A 21,318-nucleotide genomic window follows, 5' to 3' on the forward strand; every position below is an offset into this window, starting at 1 on the left:
AGGCACAAGCCACGAAACACAAGGGCTGGCGTTTCGAGATTCATCCGATGACATCGGTAGCGAGGGTCGGGGCGTCCAGCGCGTCGGGCAGCGGGCGCGGACGGTGCGTCAAAACCGGCGGGACGTGGACCGACACGTCGACGGCGGCGGCCAGGATCAGGGCGAGGGCGATCGCCGTCGGCCGGCACTCGGGGACCTTCGACAGGCACAACGCGCACAGTTCGGCGATCTCCGGGGGCATGCCCGGGATCGGCGGCAGCGCCTCCGGCGGGGTGAACCGGTGCGCGCGCAGGACCTGCTCGTCGGTGCTGGCCGGCCACGGGATGCGGCCGGTCAGGCACTGGTAGAGCAGGACGCCGAGGGCGTAGACGTCGGTGGCGGTGCTGGCGGGCCCGGTGTCGAGGCGCTCCGGGGCCAGGTACGCGGGAGTGCCGAACACGATCCGCTCCGACGGGTGGCCGACGGGGGCGGCGACCCCGAAGTCGAGGATCTTCGCGCCGGCGGGGGTCAGCACGACGTTCGCCGGCTTCACGTCGCGGTGGACGATGCCGTGCCCGTGCGCGGCGGCGAGGCCCGCGCCGACCTCGGCGCAGATCCTGACCGCGACCTGCCAGTCGAGGGGGCCGGCGCGCATCGCGTCGACGAGCAGCGGGCCCTCGACGAGCTCCATCACCAGGTACGCGGTGCCCCGGCCGCCGCGGCGGGACGTGCCGAAGTCGTAGACGGCCACCACGTTGGGGTGGGCGAAGCGGGCGCCGGAGCGGGCCTCGTTGCGGGCGCGGTCGAACGCCTCGGGGTCGGCGGCGTGCTCGGGGGTGAGCAGCTTGACCGCGACGTCCCGGTCGAGGACGTCGTCGTGCGCCCGCCAGACACTCGCCATGCCGCCCTCGCCGAGTTTCGCGCCGAGGTGGTATCGCCCGCTCAAGCACCGCATGTGTATTCCATGCCCGCTTCACCGGCGAACCACACGGCAACGACCTGGGCAACCGCGCCGCAACCGCCCGCGGGTGCACTCGAACGTAACCCGATCACCGAGCGGAGGCGCGCGTGCACACGACGAGATGGGTGCTGCTCACCGCCGGTGCGGCCGGGATCACCGCGTCGGCGGTGACCGACGGCCGGCTCGGGCGGGTGATCTGGCTGCTCACGGCGCTCGTGTGCGGGTCGCCCCTGCTCGCGCGCATGTGGCGGGAGCGCGGCCGGGACCGCGGGCCGTGGCGGCTGGTCGCGGCCGGGTTCGCGGTCCGGCTCGGCGCCGACCTGGCGTGGGGCGCCGAGGGGCTGGGCAAGGGCACGGTGCCGTTCCCGTCCTGGAACGACATCGGCTACCTGGCGTCCTACGGGCTGCTGATCGCCGGCCTGATCCGGGCGGCCGGCGGGCGGGCCCGCACCGCCCTGCTGGACGCGTCGATCATCGCGGCGGGGCTGGCGCTCGTCGACTGGATGATGCTGCTGCACCCGTACCTGCACCACGCCGACCCGGGCGGGCCGGTCGCGACGGCGCTGGCGCTGCTGTACCCGGTGTGCGACCTGGTGCTGTTCGCGGCCGGGGTGCGGGTGCTGTTCGCCGGTGCGATGCGCGAACCGGCGAACCGGCTCGTGCTGCTGGCCCTGGGCCTGCTACTGGCGGCGAACTTCATCTTCTTCGCGCATGCCGCGACCGGCGCGACCCGGTCGGTGGCGCTGCTGGACAACGTGCTGTGGCTGCTGTCGTACCTGGCGCTGGGCCTCGCCGCCCTGCCGCGACGGCGGCCGGCCACGCAACCGCGGGAGCGGCAGCCGCAGGTGGACGCCGAGGTGGCCGCCCACCCGCGGATCCTCATGTTCGCCGGCGCCGCGGTGATCGGGCCGGTCGCGTTCGTCGTGCAGCGGGGCACCGCCGGCAACGACCACCTGTACGTGCCGGCGCTGCTGTCCGCCGCCCTGTCGCTGCTGCTGGTGCTGCGCCTCGGCGGCCTGGCCAGGGTCGCGCAGCGGCGCTCCGGCGAGCTCGACGCGCACGCGGGCGAGCTGGAGCGGCGCGGGCGGGAGCTGTCCGACGCGCTGGTGGAGCGCGAGGCGCTGGAGCACCAGCTGCGGCACGGCGCCCTGCACGACCCGACGACCGGCCTGGCCAACCGGGCGCTGCTGACCCAGCGGATGGAGTGGGCGCTGACCCGGGCCGAGCAGGGCCGGCACGCGCTGATCCTGCTGGACCTGGACCGGTTCACCGACGTCAACGACGCGCACGGGCACGCCTTCGGCGACGAGGTCCTCGTCGCCGTCACCGCCCTCCTACGGCGGCTCGCCGCGCCCTCGGACACGCTCGCGCGGCTCGGCGGCGACGAGTTCGCGCTGTTCGTCGAGGACGTCGAGCAGCTGCGGGCCGCGCACCTCGCCGAGCACCTGCGGGCGGAGCTCAAGGCGCCGCTCACCGTCGGCGGGCGGGCGGTGCACCTGACGGCGAGCCTCGGGCTGGTGCACCTCGCGGCGAAGGCCGCGCCCCGCGACGCGGTCGCCGACGCCGAGCTGGCGCTGCGGGCGGCGAAGCGCGCCGGGCGGGACCGGGTCAGCGTGTACCGGCCGGAGCTGCGCACGGCCCGCGAGACGTTCACCCGCATCAGCGCCGGGCTGCGGCACGCGATCGACCGCGGCGAGCTGGCCGTGCACTACCAGCCGGTGGTGGAGCTGCCGTCGGCGCGGATCGTGGCGGTCGAGGCGCTGCTGCGCTGGACGCCGGCGGGCGGGCCGGTGCCGCCGCTGGATTTCATCCCCGTCGCCGAGGAGACCGGGATGATCGTGCCGATCGGCGCGTGGGTCCTGGAGCAGGCGTGCCGGGACGCGAAGGCGTGGCACGACCGGCACGGCACGTCGCTGACGGTGAACGTGTCGGTGCGGCAGCTCGCCGAGCCCGGCTTCGCCGAGCAGGTGCTGCGGACCCTCGCCCGGACCGGGCTGCCGGCGTCCGCGCTCGTCCTGGAGATCACCGAGTCGGTGTTCGTCGGGGTCGCCGACGACGCGGCGCCGCTGCTCGCCGCCCTCGACGGGCTGCGCGAGCACGGGATCCGGGTCGCGATCGACGACTTCGGCACCGGGTACTCGTCGCTGTCGTACCTCACCCAGCTGCCCGTCGACATCCTGAAGATCGACCGGTCGTTCGTGCCGGCGGACCCCGCCGACGCCGCGGGCGGCGACCACGCGTTCACCCGTGCGGTGCTGCAGCTGGGCACCAGCCGGCAGCTGCCCGCGATCGCGGAGGGCATCGAGACCCAGGAGCAGGCGCGGCTGCTGCACGACCTCGGCTGCCGGCTCGCGCAGGGCTACCACTTCGCCAAGCCGGGGCCGGTCGCGCAGGTCGAGGCCGCGTTCCTGCGCCTCAACCCGGCGCTGACCCCGTGATCGGGCACCTGCGGCGCGACCGTGCGCTGCTCGCGATCGCCGCGGCCGCGGTGGTCGTCGTCGGCTGCCTGCTGACCGGCGCCGGCGGGGTCCGGCTGTTCTGGACCGTGCTGCCGGTGTCCGACCTGCTGATCTGGGTGTTCGCGCGGCGGGTCGCGGCGATGCCGCAGCTGCCGGGGGAGGCGCGCCGGTTCTGGCGGCAGGCGTCGAACGCCGCGGTGTTCTTCGTCGCCGGCGACCTCAGCCAGACCGTCGTCGCGTGGACGCATCCGGGGCCGGCGGCGGCGGTGCCGAACTCGTTCCAGGCGGTGGCGATCCTCGCCGGCGCCGGCTGGCTCATCTGGGTCATGCTCAGCCACCCGGCGCCCCTGACGACGCCGCGGTTCTGGCTGGACGCCGGGTCGGTGATGATCGGCGCGGTGGTGCTCATCTGGCTGCTGCTCCTGCCGCAGGCCGGCGGCTCCCCGGTCGCGCTGCTGCTCGGCACCGTGATCATCGCGTTCGCCGCGTTCGCGGCGGTGAAGCTGGTGCTCAGCGGCAACGCGCCGCTGAGCGTGCTGGCGGCGGCGCCGATGGTGGCCGCGGCCGTCATCCAGGGGTTCGTCGGGTCGCTCGTCCCCGCCGACGGCCGGCACCTGCGGCTGCTGCTGGCCGCGCAGGTGCTGCCGGCGCTGCTGCTCGCCGTCGCGCCGCGGCTGCAGGAGCACTCGGTGCGGCTGGACCAGCGGCGGTCCACGCAGCGGACCCGGCGGCCCTACAGCCTGCTGCCGTACACGACCCTCGCCGGGCTCTTCGCGGCGCTGCCGGTCGTGCTGCGCGACGGGCTCGGCCCCGACGTGTGGCTGCTGCTCGGCGGTCTCGCCGCGACCACCGTCCTGGTGGTGACCCGGCAGCTGCTGGCGTTCCGGGAGAACGCGGCGCTGCTCGCGGAGCTCGGCGCGCAGCAGGAACGCTTCCGGTCGCTGCTGGCCCACTCGACCGACATCACCTCGGTCGTCGACGCCGCCGGCGCGCTCACCTACGTGACGCCCGCGACGGAGCGGCTGCTGGGCAAGTCACCCGCGGCGGTGCTCGGCACGACCGTCATGTCGCACGTGCACCCCGACGACCTGCCGGTGTTCGCGGCGGCGATGGACACGCTGCGGGCCGCCCCGAACGCGTCGGTGAGCTACCAGGTGCGGTACGCGCACGCCGACGGCTCGTGGCGGTGGCTGGACGTCGTGAGCCGCAACCTGCTGCACCTGCCGAGCGTCGGCGGCTACGTCAGCAACGCCCGCGACGCCACGCAGGCGCGGCTGCTGCAGGACGAGCTGCGGCACCAGGCGACCCACGACGGGCTGACGGGCCTGGCGAACCGGGCGCTGTTCGACGCGCGGCTCGCCGCCGCGGCGGCGCCCCCGGCTGGCGACACGGCCGGTCACAAGGCCGGCAACACGGTCGCGGCGGTGCTCCTCGTCGACCTCGACGACTTCAAGATGATCAACGACACGCACGGGCACCACGCCGGGGACGCGGTGCTCGTGGCGGTCGCGGAGCGGCTCGCCGCCAGCGTGCCGGCCGGCGGGACGGCGGCCCGCATCGGCGGCGACGAGTTCGCGGTGCTGCTGCCGGGGTCCGGCGCGCGGGCCGCCGAGGCCGTCGCCCGCAGGTTCCTGGACCTGCTGGACGTGCCGGTGCCCGTGCAGGGCCACCGGCTGCTGGTGCGGGCGAGCGTCGGCGTCGTCGACGGCGACCCGGAGGCCGCGGAGGCGCTGCTGCGGCGTGCCGACGCCCGCATGTACGCGGTGAAGCGCGAGACCCGCCTGGCTCAGATGTCCTCGTCGAGCTGAGTCGCCCGGCGCGGCTCGCGGACCAGCTGGCCGGTCGAGTCGACCGCACCGTCGTCGATGCGCCCGCCGCGCTGCTCGTGCACGGCGCGGCTCTGCGCCTGTTCGTACTCGCGCCGCGCGGCCGCCCTGGCCTGGCCCTCTGCGCTGTCGGGGTCCACCCCGGTCGGGTCCTGTGCGTTCATGACATCACTCCCAGCGGTCGGCGTGACTCCCAGCGGTTGGCGTGAGGAGGGTCACCTTACCCATACCTCTCCGCGCTAATCCAGCCGTACTTCGCCACAGCGCTACGTTTGGACGGTTGCCTGCCATACCGTTCTGAGGAGAGCCAACCGCATGTCAGAGCAGACCAGCGTGCACGCCGCGGCGGCGGCCGGGACCATCGACCTCGGCGGTGACCTGACCGTCAACCGGCTCGGCTTCGGCGCCATGCGCGTCACCGGCACCGGCATCTGGGGCGACCCGCCGAGCCGAGCCGACGCGGTGGCGGTGCTGCGCCGCGCCGTGGAGCTCGGCGTCAACTTCATCGACACCGCCGACTCCTACGGGCCCGACGTGAGCGAGGAGCTGATCGCGGAGGCGCTGCATCCCTACGCCGACGACCTCGTGATCGCCACGAAGGGCGGCCTGGAGCGGCCGGGGCCCGGCGAGTGGACGTCGAACGGCGACCCCGCGCACCTGCGCCGCGCGCTCGACGGGAGCCTCCGGAAGCTCCGGCTGGAGCAGATCCCGCTGTACCAGTTCCACCGGCCGGACCCGAATGTGCCGTTGGAGGAGTCGGTCGGCGCGCTGGTCGAGCTCAAGGACGCCGGCAAGATCCGCCACATCGGCCTGTCGAACGTGACGGAGGAGCAGCTGCGGGTCGCGCAGCGGCTGACCCCCGTCGTCTCGATCCAGAACCGCTACAACGTCGACGACCGCGGCTCCGAGTCGCTCGTCGACCTGTGCGAGCAGGAGAGCATCGTGTTCCTGCCGTGGGCGCCGATCCAGAACCTCGACGGGGTGACGGCGGTCGAGGAGATCGCCGCGCGGTACGGCATCACGACCCGGCAGCTCGTGCTCGCGTGGCTGCTCGCCCGGTCGCCGGCGATGCTGCCGATCCCGGGGACGGGGTCGGTGGCGCACCTGGAGTCGAACGTGGCGGCGGCGTCGGTCGCGCTGACCCCGGCCGAGGTCGCGACGATCACCGCCGCCACGTCCTGAGGCTCACCCTGCAATCCCGGTTCGCGGCCCAGGACGCTCCGCTGGCCGCTCACGCGCCCAGGTCGGCTGCCCGGTCGGCGGGCACGACCACGTACTGGCGCAGCGACAGGTCGCGGAAGGTCACCGGACCGCGCGGCCCCGGCACCCGGTCGATGTTGATGCCCGTCTCCGGCAGCGCGAGGAGCTTGAACCCGTCGAGGAGGCGGGTGGTCGCGTTCCAGAAGGCGCCGGTGCCGGCGTAGGCGGCGAGGAACTCCCGGGCGGCGGCGGTGGACTCGGTGACGATCCCCGCCGCCAGCCCGGACGTCTCGTCGTTGGCGATGCGGGCCGCCTCCTGGACGCCGGAGACCGGGGCGATCGTGACGGTCGCCTCGCCGGCGGAGTCGAGGGCCCACTCGTAGCCGAGGGCGTGGCTGTGCGGCGGCAGCGACGCGGCGATCGCCGGGGTGCGGGCGGCGAGCGTGTCGACGACGCCGGGGACGGTCGCGTCCCAGATCGCCTGGTGCACCAGCAGCAGGTTGAGCCGGTTGCACACGCCGAGCCGGTCGAGGCCCGCGTCGATGAGCGCGGCCGCCTTGGCCGGGTCGGCGGCCTCGTCGAGGTAGAGGACGCCGCCGCCGTCGGCGTGGGCGAGGGTGCGCACGCCGTGCAGGGCGGCGCGTTCGGCGAGGCTGCGGGTGCTGTCGCCGCTGCCGCGGAGGATGACGAGCGGGATGAGGCCGGGCTGCGACACGAGCGCCTCGGCGCTGTCGCGGCCCTTCGCCCGCACCAGCTGCACGGCGGCGGGGTCGAGGCCGGCGTCGGCGAGGGCGGGCGCGACGACGGCGTCCATGAGCGCGACCGCGGACGCGAGGGCCGCGGAGCCGGTCCGCAGCACCCCCGCGTTCTGCGACTTGACCAGCTGCGACGCGACGTCGACGGTCACGTTGGGGCGGGCCTCGTAGTTGGCGCCGATGACCCCGACGGGCCGGCGCCACTCCTGCAGGACCAGGCCGCCGTCGAGGGTGCGGATGGTGCGCTGCGCCGGCTCGGCCTCGACCTCGGCGAGGATGTCGAGCTGGGCCGCCATCGCGGTCAGCCGGGCCTCGTCGAGCTTCAGCCGGTCCAGCAGCCCGCCGCTCATCCCGCCGGCCCGCGCCGCCGCCTGGTCCTCCTGGTTGGCGGCGAGGATCGCGTCGCGGGCGCCGCCGCCGAGGCGGCGGGCCATGCCGCGCAGCGCCTCGTCGATCGTCTTGGCCGGCGCCGCGGCGAGTGACGGCGCGGCGGCCCGGGCGGCGCGGGCAGCCTCGGAAACGGCCTCGGACGACGGCGAAGCGGACACGCGGCACTCCCGGGGAACGACGACTGGTGAAGCCCAGATTCTAGAGCGTCACCGTTTCCGGGCCTGGAGGGTGTACGTCTGCGGCAGCCGCCACGGCCGGTCGGTGAGGCGGTGTTCGCCGTGCTCGTCGGCGGTGGTGCGGCCGGGCAGGGCGTCCCACGGCGCGCTGTCGTGCTCCCGCAGCATGGTGAGGTCCAGGCCGGCGTCCATGACGGCGGTGACGATCTCGCCGAGGCCGTGGTTCCACTGGTGGGTGGTCGTGTTCTGGAAGACGGTGTCGGTCTCGACGTACGTGCCGTCCTCGTCCCACACGAGGGGCTCATCCCGTTCGAAGTACGCCTGGTCGATCGCGAGGAGACCGTCGGGCCGGGTCTCGTCGACGGCCCACAGCATCGGGTGGCCCTCGCGGATGAACAGCCGGCCGCCGGGCTTCAGCAGCGCGGCGACGACCCCGGCCCAGCGGCGGACGTCCGGGAGCCAGCAGAGCGCGCCGATGCCGGTGTACACGAGGTCGAAGGCGCCCGGTTCGAGCACCTTCGGCGCGTCGTACACGTCGGCCTCGACGTAGCCGACCTCCGCCCCGGTCGCGGCGGCCAGCGCGCGGGCCTCCGCCAGGGACGCGCCGGAGAAGTCGAGGCCGGTGACCGCCGCGCCGAGGCGGTGCAGCGACAGCGTGTCGGTGCCGATGTGGCACTGCAGGTGCACGGCGCGCAGGCCGCGGATGTCGCCGAGCCGCGGCAGGTCGAAGCGGACGACGTCGCTCAGGAAGGCGGGGTCGTCGAGGAACCGCTGCCGGGAGTAGCCGGGCGACGCGGCGTGGGCGGGGGCCCGCTCGTCCCATTGGGCGCGGTTCAGGTGCAGGTAGTCGGTCACACGGTCGAACCTGCCACGCCCGCCGGCGCCCGGACAGCGGTTTTCCCCGGCCGCAACCACACCGCCGCGAGGACCAGCAGAGCGACGCTGACCAGGGTGTACGTGTCACCGACCAGTCGTTGCACGCCGTGCCAGGTGGCGGGGTCCTCGATGTCGGGAAGGTGCCACAGCAGGCCGCGCGGGGCGGCGACCCGGTCGCCGCGCCCTTGCATCGGCCAGGCGAGGAAGGCCATCGCGAGCAGCCCGGGCAGCCCCGCGGCGAGCCACCGCAGCCGGGCGGGGACCTGCGCCACGACGGCGGCGGTCGCCACGAGCACCGGCACGATCCAGGCGTAGTGGTACGTCCACGACACCGGCGAGACGAGCAGCCCGGTGAGCGCGGTGCAGGCGACGCCGGCCAGTTCCTCGCCGCGGAGGTGGGCGGTGCGGGCGACGGCGAACCCGAGGACCCCGACGGCGGCGGCCAGGGCGTAGTAGACGGCGGCCGAGCCGGTCCAGCGTTCGGCGAGGGTGTGCAGCGACTGGTCCAGCGACCCCCCGAGCGCGCTGTCCTGAGTGACCCGGCCGGAGCTGGCGAACATGCCGGTGAACCAGTACTCGGCCGAGTCCCGCCGGTCGGTGGCGAAGCCGAGCAGCGTCAGCGCGGCGAACGTCCCGGCCGCCGTCGCGGCGGCCCGGAACCGGCGGGTGATCAGCAGGTACACGATGAAGATCCCGGGCACGAGCTTGGCCGCGGTCGCCACCCCGACGGCCGCGCCCCGCAGCCGGTGCCCGTCCGGCAGCGCGAAGTCGGCGAGGACGAGCAGCACCAGGATCATGTTGATCTGGCCGTCGTTGAGGTTCGCCTGGACGGGCTCCAGCCACAGGGCGCCGGCGGCGAGGGCGAGCGCGGCGCCGGCGACGCCGGGCCCGCCGCGCAGCCCGGCCATCCGGAGGCTGAGCAGGCAGACGCCGACGAGCGAGGCGACGGTCAGCGCGTTGAGCGCGACGAGGGCGTGGGCGCTGCCGAGCCGGGACAGCGCGTCGAAGGCGAGCAGGGTCACCGGCGGGTAGGTGAACGGCCAGTGCCCGGCGGTGAACGCCAGGTCGTAGACGTGCGCGTGGTGCCGGAACGCGGCGCCGGCCTGCACGTAGACCTCGATGTCGCGGTCGTCCAGCTGCGCGCCCTCGATCCTGGCCACCTGCAGGTAGCTGGCCAGCGACACGACGAACGCCAGGGCCCCCGGCAGGGCCAGCCAGTTCGGAACGTTGCGCTGCACGGCCGCAGCGTGACACACCGGGGTGCCGCCGCGACGCCGCCCAACGGACGGGATCCGCGGGTCGGCCGGGCGTCCGCCGCCAGCCGTCCGGCCGGTGCCGGCGTCACCCTTCCCGGCGTCCGGGTGGTGGATCATCCGTCCCGCTCACCCCGGTCGATGGTACGGATATGAACCGTGCCACGTTTCGCGCGGTTCCGGCCCGCCGCGCCGATAGGACAGCGTCGGACCGGCGACGCGACGGGAGGTGTGGCGCATGCGTTCGCGTGAGACCGTGGTCGTCGCCGTCCTCACCGCCGCCCTGCTCGTCGTCGTGCTCCAGCACCCCGGTGCCTCGTACACCGGCTGGGCGACGTGCGTGATGACCTTCGGTGTCGGGCTGCGCTGGCTCCAGTCGGCGGGGCCGGCGCGCGGGCGGATGCGGATCGGGCTGCGGCTGCTCGCCGCCGGGTTCATGGTCTGGTCCGGCGGGCAGCTGGCGTGGCTGGCCGACGCGCCGCAGCTGGCGACGGCGACGTTCAACTCGGCGATGCTGCTCATGGCGGCCGGCGCGGCGGGGATGGCGGCGACCCGCCGTCTCGGCTCGGTCCGCGCCGTCCTCGACGGGCTCATCATGGCCACCAGCCTGTGCTTCATCAGCTGGGCCGTCGCGCTCGGGCCGCTGTACCGGGCGAGCGACGGCGGGACGGCCGCGTACGGCGCCGCCACGTACCCGCTCGGCGACGTGCTCATCGGCAGCATCACCCTGCTGATGCTGTACGAGACCCGCGGACCCCGCCGCCGTTCGGTGGCGATCGCGGCGGCCGGGCTGCTGACCGTGTTCGCCGCCGACACCGCCTACGCCTCGCAGGTGTTCGCCGGCACGTACCGGCCCGGGGGCATCACCGACCTCGGCTGGTTCCTCGGCTTCGCGATCGTCGGAATCGGCGCGCCCCGGGCCGACGAGATCGACGGCACCGTCTCCATGGTCACCGAGGAGCGGACCTGGGACCACCTGCCGTACCTGCCGTTCGGGGCGGCACTGTGCGTCGGCGTCGGCGAGCTCGCGCTGGGCGGCGGCCGCGTCGACGGCGTGCTGTTCCTGCTCATGATCCTGATGACGGTGCTGATCCTGGTCCGGCAGGTCCTCGCGCTGCGCGACAACCGGCTGCTCAACCGGCGCCTCGCGGAGCTCGTCGACGACCTGCGCCACCGCGCCTACCACGACCCGCTGACCGGCCTGCCCAACCGGGCGCTGCTGCTGGACACCCTGGAGCGGCGGCTGGAGACGGGCCGGCCGGTGGCGCTGCTGTACGTGGACCTCGACGGCTTCAAGCCCGTCAACGACACCCACGGCCACGAGGCCGGCGACCGGGTCCTGGCCACGATCGCGGCGCGGCTCGCCGGGTGCGCCGGCGACGCGGTCGTGGCGAGGATGGGCGGCGACGAGTTCGCGCTGCTCGTCCCGCCGGCCGCCGCCGAGGACCTGGCGGCGCGGGTGATCGCCGCCGTCGGCGTCCCCGTCCCCGTCCGCGGCGCCACGGTCACCGCCGCGGCGGGCGACGGCAGCCCCGATCCGGCCGCCACGGTCACCGTCGGGGCGAGCGTGGGGATCGCCGTGGGCGGCACCGGGGCCGGCGACCTGATGCGCCACGCGGACGTCGCCATGTACGCGGCGAAGCTCCGCGGCCGCAACCGTGCGGTCACGTTCACGCCGCGGCTCGAACCGGTGGCACCACTGACGACGGCGTCTGCCGCATAATCGACGGTCGTGGACGTACGCGACACGGTCGAGGCGGTCTTCCGGATCGAGTCGGCCCGGCTCGTCGCCGGGCTGGCCAGGATCGTGCGCGACGTCGGCCTCGCCGAGGAGCTCGCCCAGGACGCGCTGGTCATCGCCCTGGAGCAGTGGCCGGTGCGCGGCGTGCCCGACGACCCCGGCCCGTGGCTGATGGCGACGGCGAAGCACCGCGCCGTCGACGCGCTGCGCCGCCGCGCCAACCACGACCGCAAGCTCGCCGTCATCGGCGTCACCGACGTGACCCTCGACGAGGAGCCCGACGTCGACGACCACGTGCGCGACGACCTGCTCCGCCTCATCCTGACCGCCTGCCACCCGGCGCTGACCACCGAGTCGCAGGTGGCGCTGATCCTGCGGACGCTGGGCGGGCTCAGTACCGCCGCCATCGCCCGGTCCTTCCTGACCACCGAGGCGACCGTGTCGCAGCGGATCCTGCGGGCCAAGCGGGCCCTCACCGGCGTCGCGTTCGAGCTGCCCGCCCCCGCGGAGCTGCCGGCCCGGCTGACCGCCGCCCTCGGCGTGATCTACCTGATCTTCAACGAGGGCTACTCGGCGTCCGCCGGCGACGACTGGGCCCGCCCGCAGCTGTGCGAGGAGGCGATCCGGCTCGGCCGGGTCATGGCCGGGCTGCTGCCGTCGGAGCCGGAGGTGCACGGGCTGTGCGCCCTCATGGAGCTGCAGGCCGCCCGGATCCCGGCGCGGACGGCGGCGGACGGCTCACCGGTGCTGCTCATGGACCAGGACCGGCGGCGGTGGGACCGGCTGCTGATCCGCCGCGGGCTGGCGGCGCTGTCGGCGGCGGAGACCCTCGGCACGCTCGGGCCCTACGGGCTGCAGGCCGCGATCGCCGCCTGCCACGCCAGAGCGCCGCGCCCCGCGGACACCGACTGGGACCGCATCGTCGCCCTGTACCGGCTGCTCGCTCACGTCGCGCCGTCCGCAGTGGTACGGCTGAACCTCGCCGTCGCGGTCGGCATGGCCTCCGGCCCGTCGGCGGGCCTGGCCCTGCTCGACGAGCTCGACGGCGCCCTGGCGAGCTACCCCTACCTGCCGGCGGCCCGCGGCGACCTGCTCGAACGCCTCGGCCGCCACGAGGAGGCCCGGGCCGAGTTCGCCCGGGCGGCGGCCCTGACCCGCAACGAGCGCGAGCGGAGCCTGTTCCTGGCTAGGGCCTCAGCGTCCTGAGGATCCGCCCGAGGGTCTCGCGGTCCTCGGCGTCGAGGCCGGCGAAGAAGCGCTCGGCCTCGGCGTGCCGGGCGGCGCGGATCGCCTCGGCGGTCGCCTGCCCGGCGTCGGTGAGCGCGACCAGGGTGGCGCGCCGGTCCGCCGGGTCGGGGCGCCGCTCGACCAGGCCGCGCTCCTGCAGCCCGTCGACGACCTCGGTGGTCGAGCGCGGCGCGATCCGCAGGTGGTCGGACAGCTCGCTCAGGCGCATGACGCCGTGCCGCATGAGCACCGCCACCGCGCGGGACTGCCCGGGCGTGATCCCGATCGGCTCGAGGGTCTCGTGCGTCATGTGCCGGAGGCGGCGGGCCACGCTCCAGAACACCTCGGCGAGACTCTCGTCACCGGACCGGTCGGCATCTTTCACGGGAATACGGTAGCAGGGGTTGGTGTTGTTGCCTCATAGTGAGGTAACCTCACCATTACCCGAAAGAAAGCGAGTCCCCTTGGAACCCCAGCACCGGACCCGGCCGCCGCGCGAGATCAGCACCGCTGACAAGGCCCGCGCCAAGAACGTCTCCCTGGCCCGCATCGGCCGCCTCTTCACCGCGCACCGCGCCCCCCTCGCCACGGTCGTCGCCATCATCGTCGTCTCCTCCGCGCTCGGCGGGGCGACCCCGTTCCTGCTCCGCGAGGTCATCGACGTCGCGCTCCCCCACCGCGACACCACGCTGCTCGCCTGGCTCGTCGCCGGCATGGTCGGCGTCGCCGCCGTCACCTCCGCGCTCGGCGTCGTGCAGACCTGGATCTCGACCAAGGTCGGCCAGCAGGTCATGCACCGGCTGCGCACCGACGTGTTCACCCACCTGCAGCGCCAGTCCGTCGGGTTCTTCACCCGCACCCGCACCGGCGAGGTGCAGTCCCGCATCACCAACGACATCGGCGGCATGCAGAGCGTCGTCACCTCGACCGCGACCTCGGTCGCGTCCAACCTGACCACCACCGTCGCCACCGCGGTCGCCATGGCCGCGCTGTCGTGGCGGCTGTCGCTGGTCTCCCTCGTCGTGCTGCCCCCCGCGATCTACGTGACCCGCAAGGTCGCCGGGATGCGCCGCGACATCACCGCGCAGCGCCAGCGGGAGCTCGCCGACCTCAACGTCACCATCGAGGAAGGCCTCTCCGTCAGCGGCGTGCGCCTCAGCAAGACCATGGGCGCCGGCGCCGCCGTCGTGGACCGGTTCACCGCCTCCTCGACCCGGCTCATCGACCTGGAGCTGCGCTCCGAGCTCGCCGGCCGCTGGCGGATGGCGTCCATGAACATCATCTTCGCGGCCATCCCCGCCGTCATCTACCTCAGCGCCGGCCTGCCCCTGACCGCCGGCTCGCTGAGCATCGGCACGCTGGTCGCGTTCACCGCGCTGCAGTCCACGCTCTTCCGGCCGCTCATGGGCCTGCTCGGGGTCAGCGTCTCCATCGCCAGCAGCCTGGCGCTCTTCGCGCGGATCTTCGAATACCTCGACCTGCCCGTCGAGGTCGACGACCCCGCCGACCCGGTGCCGCTGCCCCGCACCACCACCCGCGGCCACCTGCGCTTCGAGGACGTCACCTTCACGTACCCGGGCAGCGACGCCGCCGCCGTCGCCGGGGTCAGCCTCGACGTGCCCGCCGGCACCTCCCTCGCCCTCGTCGGCGAGACCGGCTCCGGCAAGAGCACGATCGCGTCGCTCATCGCCCGCCTGCACGACCCCACCGGCGGCCGGATCACCATCGACGGCGTCGACCTGCGCGACGTCCGCCTCGCCGACCTCGCGGCGGTCGTCGGCGTCGTCAGCCAGGAGACGTACCTGCTGCACACCACCATCCGCGAGAACCTGCGCTACGCGAAGCCCGGCGCCACCGACCTCGAGGTCGTCGAGGCGGCGAAGGCCGCGCAGATCCACGACCTCATCACCCGCCTCCCCGACGGCTACGACACCATGGTCGGCTCCCGCGGCTACCGCTTCTCCGGCGGCGAGCAGCAGCGCATCGCGATCGCCCGCACCCTGCTGCGCGACCCGCGCGTCCTCGTGCTCGACGAGGCCACCAGCGCCCTGGACACCGAGACCGAGCGCGCCGTCCAGCGCGCCTTCGACACCCTCGCCGAGGGCCGCACCACGATCACCATCGCCCACCGCCTCTCCACCGTCCGCGACGCCGACCAGATCCTCGTCGTCGACCACGGCCGCGTCGTCGAGCGCGGCACCCACACCACCCTCCTCCAGGCCGACGGCCACTACGCCGCCCTCGCCGCATAATTCGGTGACATCCCCGATGCGCCCACCGCCCCGGCGGGCGCACATTGGATGCATGGGTCGATTCCTCGCAGCGGCCGCCGCCGTCATCGTCGGGCTGTTCGTCGTCGGCGCGCTCGCCATCTGGCTGTTCAAGGTGCTCATGAGCGTCGCGTTCTACCTCATCGTCGGCGCGGCCGTGGTCGGCGGAGGCATCTGGCTCTACAACAAGGCCCGCCGCGGCCTGAGCAGCGGCGGCCGCAACCAGCGCCGCATCGAGGCCTTCCTCGCCACCCGGCGCGGCCGCATCCGCTGACACCCGCCGCACGCCGGTGCGCGCCACCGCCCTGCCGGTGCGCCCTCACCGACGCGCGGCTTGTGCCGCCCCGCATCCGCCTGCTCCCGACGTACGGCCTGGGTCGACGCGCAGGGCCCGGGCCGACGCGCGGGTCGCTAGCCGACGTGCAGGGTCGGGTCGAGTGCCAGGGTCGTCGCGGCGAGCGCCAGGAAGCCGATCGCCAGGGCGAACTGGGCGGACAGGTCGGCGGCCCGCAGGTGCGTGTAGACGGCGCAGACGAAGAACAGCACGAGGCCCGCGGCCGCGGCGGTGCCCAGCACCTCGGGACCGGCGAGGCCGGCGAGCAGCCCCGCGGCGCCGGCGAGCTTCAGCGTGCCGATCGGGAACGCCAGCCACGACACCGGCACGCCCGCGGCCGCCATGCCCGGCAGGATCGGCCTGAAGCGCAGGACCGCGCAGGTGCCGGAGAACAGGTTCGCCGCGGCCGTGACCAGGGCGACCGTGACGTATGCGGCGCCCATGTCAGAACGCGTCCGCGTGGTCGGCGACCCACGTCGCGAACGGGGTCGCCGGGCGGCCGAGCACCTCGTCCACCACGCCGGTCGGCGGGTGCTGCGGGGCGGCGAGGTGGCGCTCGTAGCGCTCCATGAGCGCCCCGGCGAACCGCTCCGGCAGGCCGGCGACCGTCAGCCGCCACGCGGCGACCTGGGCCGGCACCTCCTCGAAGGTCAGCGGGCGGCGCAGGACCGCGCCGATGGTCGCGACCTGCTCCCCGTGCGTCAGCGACTGCGGGCCCGTCAGCTCCAGGACCCGCCCGGCCAGGGTGTCGTCGCGCAGCGCCCGCGCCGCGACCTCGGCGATGTCCCGCTCGTCGACGAGGGACTCCTCGAAGGCGCGGAACGGGTACCGCACCGTCGCGCCCGCACGGACCTGCGGGCCGAACGCGCGGGCGGTGTTGCCGGCGAACGCGGCGGGTCGCAGGCACGTCCAGGCCAGGCCGCTGTCCCGGGTGGCGAGGTCGAGCTCCTTGTTGCGGTCGCCGGCGTACCGCGACGGCTGCTGGTCCTCGGGGTCACCGACGTTCATCGCGGTGAGCGCGACGACCCTGCGGACCCCGGCGGCGCGCGCGGCGGCAAGGATCGCGGGCGCGTCCTCACCGGCGACCCGTGGGTGCAGGAACAGTCCGGTGGCGCCCGCGAGGCCGTCGCGGACGTCGCGGACGCAGTCGGCGCCGGCCAGCGGGGCGCCGCGGGTGACGGCACGGACGGGCTCACCCGCCGCGGTCAGCGTCCGCAGCAGGTGCCGGCCGATGGCGCCGGTCGCGCCGGTAATGAGGATCATGAGGGTCCCTCCCGGGTATCGTGTCATCGACAACCAATATCGTATGGATCTCATAATATTTGGATCCGGGATCGAGATGGTATGAGTTCCGTATCACAGTCGCGTGACAACCGGCAGCGGCGGCGCTCCACGACCGCGATCAAGGAGTCGCTGCGGGAGCTGTCGATCCAGCTGTCGCTGCTGAACCACCAGGTCGGCGGGCGGCTCGGGGTCAAGGACGCCGACTTCGACTGCCTCGACCTGATCAACCGGCACGGCCCGATGAGCCCCAGCGCCCTCGCCCGCCGCGCCGGCCAGCACCCGGCGACGATGACCGGCGTCCTGGACCGCCTGGAGCGGGCCGGCTGGATCACCCGCGAACGCGACCCCGCCGACCGCCGTGCGGTGCAGGTCCGTGCGCTGAAGGAGCGCAACGCGGAGATCTTCGGCCTGTACGCCGGGATGAACGAGGCCATGGACGACCTGTGCGCCGGCTACGACGAGGCACAGCTGGCGCTGCTCGCCGAGTTCCTCGACCGCGCCACCGCCGCCGGCCGCCACGCCACCGACGCCCTCGCCGACCGGCCGTCGGACGGGTGACCGGGCCGCCGGCCCGGGGGTGTCAGACGGGAAGGCGGGCCGCGGCGGCCTGGGCCATGAGATAGAAGGACTGCGCCTCGGCGGAGGTGCCGGGGCGGTCGAACATGGGGGCCCCGCACACGCCGGTGACCAGGCCGTCCGGGGTGACCAGCGGCGCGACGGCGGCGATCAGCGACCGGCCCACGGCCGCGTAGGACGGCGGGAGCCAGCCGTCCGCGACGCCGGTGCAGGTGGTGTACGCGAGCATCTGCGCGACGTTCGCCTCCGGGAACGACGCGGGGTCGTCCAGGACGTTGCCGAACAGGCCGTCGGGGCGGCGCAGCGCCAGGCACGCGTCGACGATCTCCCGGGCGTGGCCGGCCAGAGCCGGCTCCAGCGACGGGTCGTGGCGCAGCGCCCGGGCGATGCCGGCGGCGACCCAGCCGCTGCCGGTGCCCCAGTGCTCCGGCGCGGTGAGGGTGGCGGTGTCCTCGTCCCAGCGGGCCGCGTACAGGCCGCCGCCGCACAGGCGCTCGCGATGGCCGGCGACCTGCCGGACGGCCTCGCCGGGGTGACCGGCCGCGGCGAGCAGCGGCACGACCATGTAGACCGTGTCGGCCCACACCTCGCGGGAGCCGATCACGTGGAAGAGCGTGCCGTCCGCGGCCCGCGGCGCCCGCGCCAGCAACCAGTCGAGCTGCGCCGCCAGCGCCGGATGCGCCACCACCGCCCGCGAGCCGCCGGAGGCAGACCCGCCGGACGCAGGCGCGCCGCCCAGGCCGCGGACGCCGGCGGGCGGTGGCGTGGCGGTGGGCCCGGGGGCGGGCAGGTCGATGAGGGCCTCGCCGCAGGCGGCGCCGTTGACGGAGCCGGACTCCTCCCCCACCGTGCCGAGGCGGCCGTCGGGGCTCTGGTGCACGACCGCGTCGAGGGCGAGCAGCCGCGCCAGGTCCGGGTGGCCGAGGTCGAGCAGGGCGTGCGAGGCGACGCCCTGCTCCCACGAGTGGCGCTGCATGGCCAGCAGCGCGAGCAGGACCGGAGGCAACCGGGTGGGCGCGACTGGGGGATCGGTCAAGTCAGCTCACGGGGGTGAGCACGAAGACGGGGATCTCCCGGTCGGTCTTGGTCTGGTACTCGTCGTAGTCGGGCCAGGTCTCGTTGGCGCGCTTCCACCAGGCGGCGCGCTCGTCGCCGGTGACGAGCCGGGCGGTGTAGTCCCTGCGGACCGGGCCGTCCTGCAGCTCCACCCGCGGGTGGGAGACGAGGTTGTGATACCAGACGGGGTGCTTCGGCTGGCCGCCGGCGGAGGCGACGACCGCGTACTCCCCGCCGTGCTCGATCCGCATCAGCGGGTTCTTGCGGATCTTGCCGGTCTTGGCGCCGAGCGTGGTGAGCAGGATGATCGGCCGGCCGCGCAGCGTGTTGCCCTCGGCGCCGTTGGTCCGCTCGAACAGCTGGGCCTGCTCGTTGGCCCAGTCCGCGGCGCCCGGTGCGTACTCTCCGGTCAGCGGCATGTCAGCTCCTCCTGGTGGTCGGTGCGGGGTCAACCCTACTCGCGCGATCTGGTGCTCCCGGACGTTTCCGCGTCCGGCAGGTCCTCGCCGGGTGGGGGCGGGGTGGGCTCGGCCGGCTCGGACGCGATGGGGCCGCCGTCGGACTCGTCGGAGGGCTCGGTGCCCGGTGGCTCCCTGTCCGGTGTGGGCTCGCCGTCGGGATGGGCGGCGATGTACCGGATGGCGGTGTTGCCGACCGCCAGCAGCGGCACCGCGACGAGCCCGCCGACGATGCCGGCGGCGACCACCCCGGTGGTGATCGCGAGGATCACCGCGAGGGGGTGCAGGGAGACGGCGCGGCCCATGATGAGCGGCTGGAGCACGTGCCCTTCGAGCTGCTGCACGGCGATGACGATGGCGAGGACCAGCAGCGCGTGCAGCGGGTCCTTGGTGACGAGGGCGACGAGCACGGCGACCGCGCCGGACAGGGTCGCACCGACGACGGGGATGAACGCGCCGAGGAACACCAGCGCCGCGAGCGGCAGCGCGAGGGGGATGCGCAGGATCGCCAGCCCGATCCCGATGCCGACGGCGTCGACGAACGCGACGAGGACCGTCGCCCGCACGTACGACACCAGCGTGAACCACGAGTAGTGCCCGGCGCGGGCCGCGGGCAGCCGCGCGGGGCGGGGCAGCAGGCGGCACAGGAACTCCCAGATCTGCCCGCCGTCGCGCAGGAAGAAGAACAGCGTGAACAGCACCACGAAGAAGCCGGTGAGGACCTCGCCGAGCGTGGTGGCGGTGGTCAGCGCCCCGGAGGTGAGCGCGCCCCGGTTGGTCCTCAGCTGGTCGCTGAACCCGGCGATGGCGCTGTCGACCTGCTCCTTCGACACGTGCAGCGGGCCGCGGGCGAGCCAGTCACGGATCTCGTTGACGCCCCCGGCGACCTGTTCGGAGAGGCTGTCGAACTGGGCGATGAACGTCTGCACGATGACGCCGAGCCCGCCGAAGACGATGACGAGCCCGGCGACGAGCACGATCCCGGCGGCGAGCGAGCGGTGCACGCCACGCCTGCGCAGCGCGGCGGCGGCGGGCTCGAGCAGGGCCGCGAGCAGCAGGGCGACGACGACCGGGATCACCATCAGCCGCAGCGCGCCGATCAGCCGCAGCAGGAGGTACGCCGCGAGGATGAACAGCACGATCCGCCATGCCCACGCGCCGGCGACGCGGACGCCGTGCGGGATGCCGTCGTCCACTGTGGAACGCTGGTCGACGACCAGGACGTCGCGGTCCGGGACCTCGCGGCGGAACTCGGGGACCACGCCGGTGCGGCGGGCCGTCGTCAGGCGTGCCCGGGCACGGTCGGACACTTGCGCGATCCAGGTCATGCCGTCGCTGTACCCCTCGACGGGCATCGCCAATCGAGGGGTCTCAGCCAGGTGTCAGATCACTTGACCTTGTCGTAGCGGGCGAACGTGTCGTCGGACTCGCCCTGCGTGCGCCACACGTCGGAGACGCAGGTGTACGTCACGGGGTCGAGGTTGGGCTCGAGGTTGATCGTGCCGGCCTTGCGGCCGTCGACCGAGATGACGACCGACGACGTGCTCTCCTTGCCGGCGAACTCGATCTTCCGGTCGACCGTCTTGATCTGCCAGTCGGTCTTGCCGGAGAACGTGGCGTTGATGGTGCGGCCCTTGTCGTCCTTGCCGCTGTACACGGTCTTGGTGTCGTCCTCGACCGCGGTGCCGTCGGCGTTGATCGTCCACTGCTTGCCGCCGCCGGTCATCTTGACCTTGCCGATGCCCTCGCGCTTGTCGATGTCGGTGCCGGCCATGTCGACGATCTTCTGGTAGCTGGTCTGGTTCCACTTGCCGACCAGGCAGGCGTCGACCGGCCCGGACTGGGACGCCGACGCCGACGCCGCGACCGTGGGCCCGGCCGCGGGCTCCTTGTTCTGGTTCAGCGCGACGACGACGATCGCGACCACGAGCACGACGACCAGGACCCCGCCGATCGCGAGGATCGGCACGAGCCGGTTGCGCGACCGCGGCGGGACGGGCTGCGGCGTCACGTACGGGCCGGGCGCCGCGTACGGGTTGGCGGGCGGCCCGCTGTACGGCGCGGCGGAGTTGGGTGCGATGTTGTACGGCTGCGCCGAGTACGGCTGGTTCGGGTACTGCGGCTGCTGCTGCGGGTACGACGGCTGCTGCGGCTGCTGAGGCTGCTGCGGGAACTGCGTCGTGTGTTGCGGGTACTGCTGCTGCGGGTACTGCGGTTGCTGCGGCTGCTGCCCCTGCGGCGGGTACTGCGGACCCGGCTGCGGGTACTGCGGCTGCTGCCCCTGCTGCGGGTGCTGCCACTGCTGCGACGGATCCACGATCGTCCTCCCCGATGCCTGACGTGTTCGCCGTAGAGAATCGCACACCGGCCATCAGCTCGCAGGTCGCCAGAAGTGACAAATGGGGCATTTGCCTGTTCAGGCAGCAACCCCGCAGGCTGGGAGTTTCTCACTGGCGCCGATCGACCGACCCTAAACCCGCCGAAGTGTGTGACCATC

General features: G+C 74.1%; 20 protein-coding genes. 8 read left to right on the forward strand and 12 right to left on the reverse strand.

Going from position 1 to position 21,318, the window contains the following annotated elements:
* Positions 1 to 40: 40 nt before the first annotated feature.
* Positions 41 to 925, reverse strand: coding sequence for a serine/threonine-protein kinase (locus tag AB0J72_RS14925; RefSeq protein ID WP_363398852.1), 885 nt, complete (start codon positions 923 to 925; stop codon positions 41 to 43).
* Positions 926 to 1,047: 122 nt separating this feature from the next.
* On the opposite strand from AB0J72_RS14925, the gene AB0J72_RS14930 reads away from it, so the two are divergent.
* Positions 1,048 to 3,378, forward strand: a complete 2,331-nt coding sequence (locus AB0J72_RS14930; RefSeq protein WP_363398854.1) for a bifunctional diguanylate cyclase/phosphodiesterase — start codon at positions 1,048 to 1,050, stop codon at positions 3,376 to 3,378.
* The gene (locus AB0J72_RS14935) at positions 3,375 to 5,207 is read left to right on the forward strand and encodes a diguanylate cyclase (protein ID WP_363398857.1); all 1,833 of its coding nucleotides are present in this window, start codon (positions 3,375 to 3,377) and stop codon (positions 5,205 to 5,207) included. Before AB0J72_RS14930 ends, AB0J72_RS14935 begins: the two co-directional genes overlap by 4 nt.
* On the opposite strand, the gene AB0J72_RS14940 is transcribed toward AB0J72_RS14935, so the two are convergent.
* Complete coding sequence (locus AB0J72_RS14940; RefSeq protein ID WP_363398859.1) at positions 5,186 to 5,389, reverse strand: hypothetical protein; 204 nt, start codon at positions 5,387 to 5,389, stop codon at positions 5,186 to 5,188. The genes AB0J72_RS14935 and AB0J72_RS14940 overlap by 22 nt on opposite strands.
* 151 nt (positions 5,390 to 5,540) lie before the next feature.
* Between AB0J72_RS14940 and AB0J72_RS14945 the strand changes: the two genes are divergently transcribed.
* Positions 5,541 to 6,407 (forward strand): aldo/keto reductase, encoded by an 867-nt coding sequence (locus tag AB0J72_RS14945; protein ID WP_363398861.1) that lies wholly within the window; start codon positions 5,541 to 5,543, stop codon positions 6,405 to 6,407.
* 49 nt (positions 6,408 to 6,456) lie between these two features.
* Here AB0J72_RS14945 and AB0J72_RS14950 read toward each other — a convergent pair whose 3' ends face one another.
* Genes AB0J72_RS14950 through AB0J72_RS14960 form a run of 3 tightly spaced genes read right to left on the reverse strand, consistent with a single transcriptional unit; the run spans position 6,457 to position 9,860 of the window.
* Positions 6,457 to 7,728, reverse strand: coding sequence for an aldehyde dehydrogenase family protein (locus tag AB0J72_RS14950; RefSeq protein ID WP_363398863.1), 1,272 nt, complete (start codon positions 7,726 to 7,728; stop codon positions 6,457 to 6,459).
* A gap of 48 nt (positions 7,729 to 7,776) precedes the next feature.
* Complete coding sequence (locus tag AB0J72_RS14955) at positions 7,777 to 8,601, reverse strand: methyltransferase (protein ID WP_363398865.1); 825 nt, start codon at positions 8,599 to 8,601, stop codon at positions 7,777 to 7,779.
* Positions 8,598 to 9,860, reverse strand: a complete 1,263-nt coding sequence (locus AB0J72_RS14960; protein ID WP_363398867.1) for a glycosyltransferase 87 family protein — start codon at positions 9,858 to 9,860, stop codon at positions 8,598 to 8,600. The genes AB0J72_RS14955 and AB0J72_RS14960 overlap by 4 nt, the downstream gene beginning before the upstream one ends.
* A gap of 253 nt (positions 9,861 to 10,113) precedes the next feature.
* Between AB0J72_RS14960 and AB0J72_RS14965 the strand changes: the two genes are divergently transcribed.
* Entirely contained in the window at positions 10,114 to 11,598 is a 1,485-nt protein-coding gene (locus AB0J72_RS14965; RefSeq protein ID WP_363398869.1) for a GGDEF domain-containing protein, read from the forward strand.
* Positions 11,599 to 11,607: 9 nt separating this feature from the next.
* Entirely contained in the window at positions 11,608 to 12,822 is a 1,215-nt protein-coding gene (locus tag AB0J72_RS14970; protein ID WP_363398871.1) for a sigma-70 family RNA polymerase sigma factor, read from the forward strand.
* Here the strand turns inward: AB0J72_RS14970 and AB0J72_RS14975 are convergent.
* Entirely contained in the window at positions 12,803 to 13,153 is a 351-nt protein-coding gene (locus AB0J72_RS14975) for a MarR family transcriptional regulator (RefSeq protein ID WP_344502806.1), read from the reverse strand. The two genes, AB0J72_RS14970 and AB0J72_RS14975, sit on opposite strands and share 20 nt — an antisense overlap.
* 154 nt (positions 13,154 to 13,307) lie before the next feature.
* Between AB0J72_RS14975 and AB0J72_RS14980 the strand changes: the two genes are divergently transcribed.
* Positions 13,308 to 15,095 (forward strand): ABC transporter ATP-binding protein, encoded by a 1,788-nt coding sequence (locus AB0J72_RS14980; protein ID WP_363398873.1) that lies wholly within the window; start codon positions 13,308 to 13,310, stop codon positions 15,093 to 15,095.
* Positions 15,096 to 15,147: 52 nt separating this feature from the next.
* Positions 15,148 to 15,387, forward strand: a complete 240-nt coding sequence (locus tag AB0J72_RS14985; RefSeq protein ID WP_344502670.1) for a hypothetical protein — start codon at positions 15,148 to 15,150, stop codon at positions 15,385 to 15,387.
* A gap of 137 nt (positions 15,388 to 15,524) precedes the next feature.
* Here the strand turns inward: AB0J72_RS14985 and AB0J72_RS14990 are convergent, their stop codons facing one another.
* Both AB0J72_RS14990 and AB0J72_RS14995 read right to left on the reverse strand, forming a co-directional pair.
* A complete protein-coding gene (locus AB0J72_RS14990; RefSeq protein WP_363398875.1) occupies positions 15,525 to 15,890 on the reverse strand; it encodes a DoxX family protein in 366 nt (121 codons plus the stop codon).
* A gap of 1 nt (position 15,891) precedes the next feature.
* Positions 15,892 to 16,710: an NAD(P)H-binding protein gene (locus AB0J72_RS14995; protein WP_363398877.1), complete on the reverse strand. Its 819-nt coding sequence runs from the start codon at positions 16,708 to 16,710 to the stop codon at positions 15,892 to 15,894.
* 81 nt (positions 16,711 to 16,791) lie between these two features.
* Between AB0J72_RS14995 and AB0J72_RS15000 the strand changes: the two genes are divergently transcribed.
* Positions 16,792 to 17,289 (forward strand): MarR family transcriptional regulator, encoded by a 498-nt coding sequence (locus tag AB0J72_RS15000; protein ID WP_363398879.1) that lies wholly within the window; start codon positions 16,792 to 16,794, stop codon positions 17,287 to 17,289.
* Positions 17,290 to 17,311: 22 nt separating this feature from the next.
* Here the strand turns inward: AB0J72_RS15000 and AB0J72_RS15005 are convergent, their stop codons facing one another.
* Genes AB0J72_RS15005 through AB0J72_RS15020 form a run of 4 tightly spaced genes read right to left on the reverse strand, consistent with a single transcriptional unit; the run spans position 17,312 to position 21,138 of the window.
* A complete protein-coding gene (locus AB0J72_RS15005) occupies positions 17,312 to 18,343 on the reverse strand; it encodes a glycoside hydrolase family 88 protein (RefSeq protein ID WP_363398881.1) in 1,032 nt (343 codons plus the stop codon).
* 1 nt (position 18,344) lies between these two features.
* Positions 18,345 to 18,782, reverse strand: a complete 438-nt coding sequence (locus AB0J72_RS15010; protein ID WP_363398883.1) for a nitroreductase family deazaflavin-dependent oxidoreductase — start codon at positions 18,780 to 18,782, stop codon at positions 18,345 to 18,347.
* A 35-nt stretch (positions 18,783 to 18,817) separates the two neighbouring features.
* Entirely contained in the window at positions 18,818 to 20,149 is a 1,332-nt protein-coding gene (locus AB0J72_RS15015; protein WP_363398885.1) for an AI-2E family transporter, read from the reverse strand.
* Positions 20,150 to 20,208: 59 nt separating this feature from the next.
* Entirely contained in the window at positions 20,209 to 21,138 is a 930-nt protein-coding gene (locus tag AB0J72_RS15020; protein ID WP_363398887.1) for a hypothetical protein, read from the reverse strand.
* Positions 21,139 to 21,318: the final 180 nt, after the last annotated feature.

Source organism: Dactylosporangium sp. NPDC049742 (assembly GCF_040674675.1).
In the GTDB taxonomy this organism is placed as follows: Bacteria; Actinomycetota; Actinomycetes; order Mycobacteriales; family Micromonosporaceae; genus Dactylosporangium; species Dactylosporangium maewongense.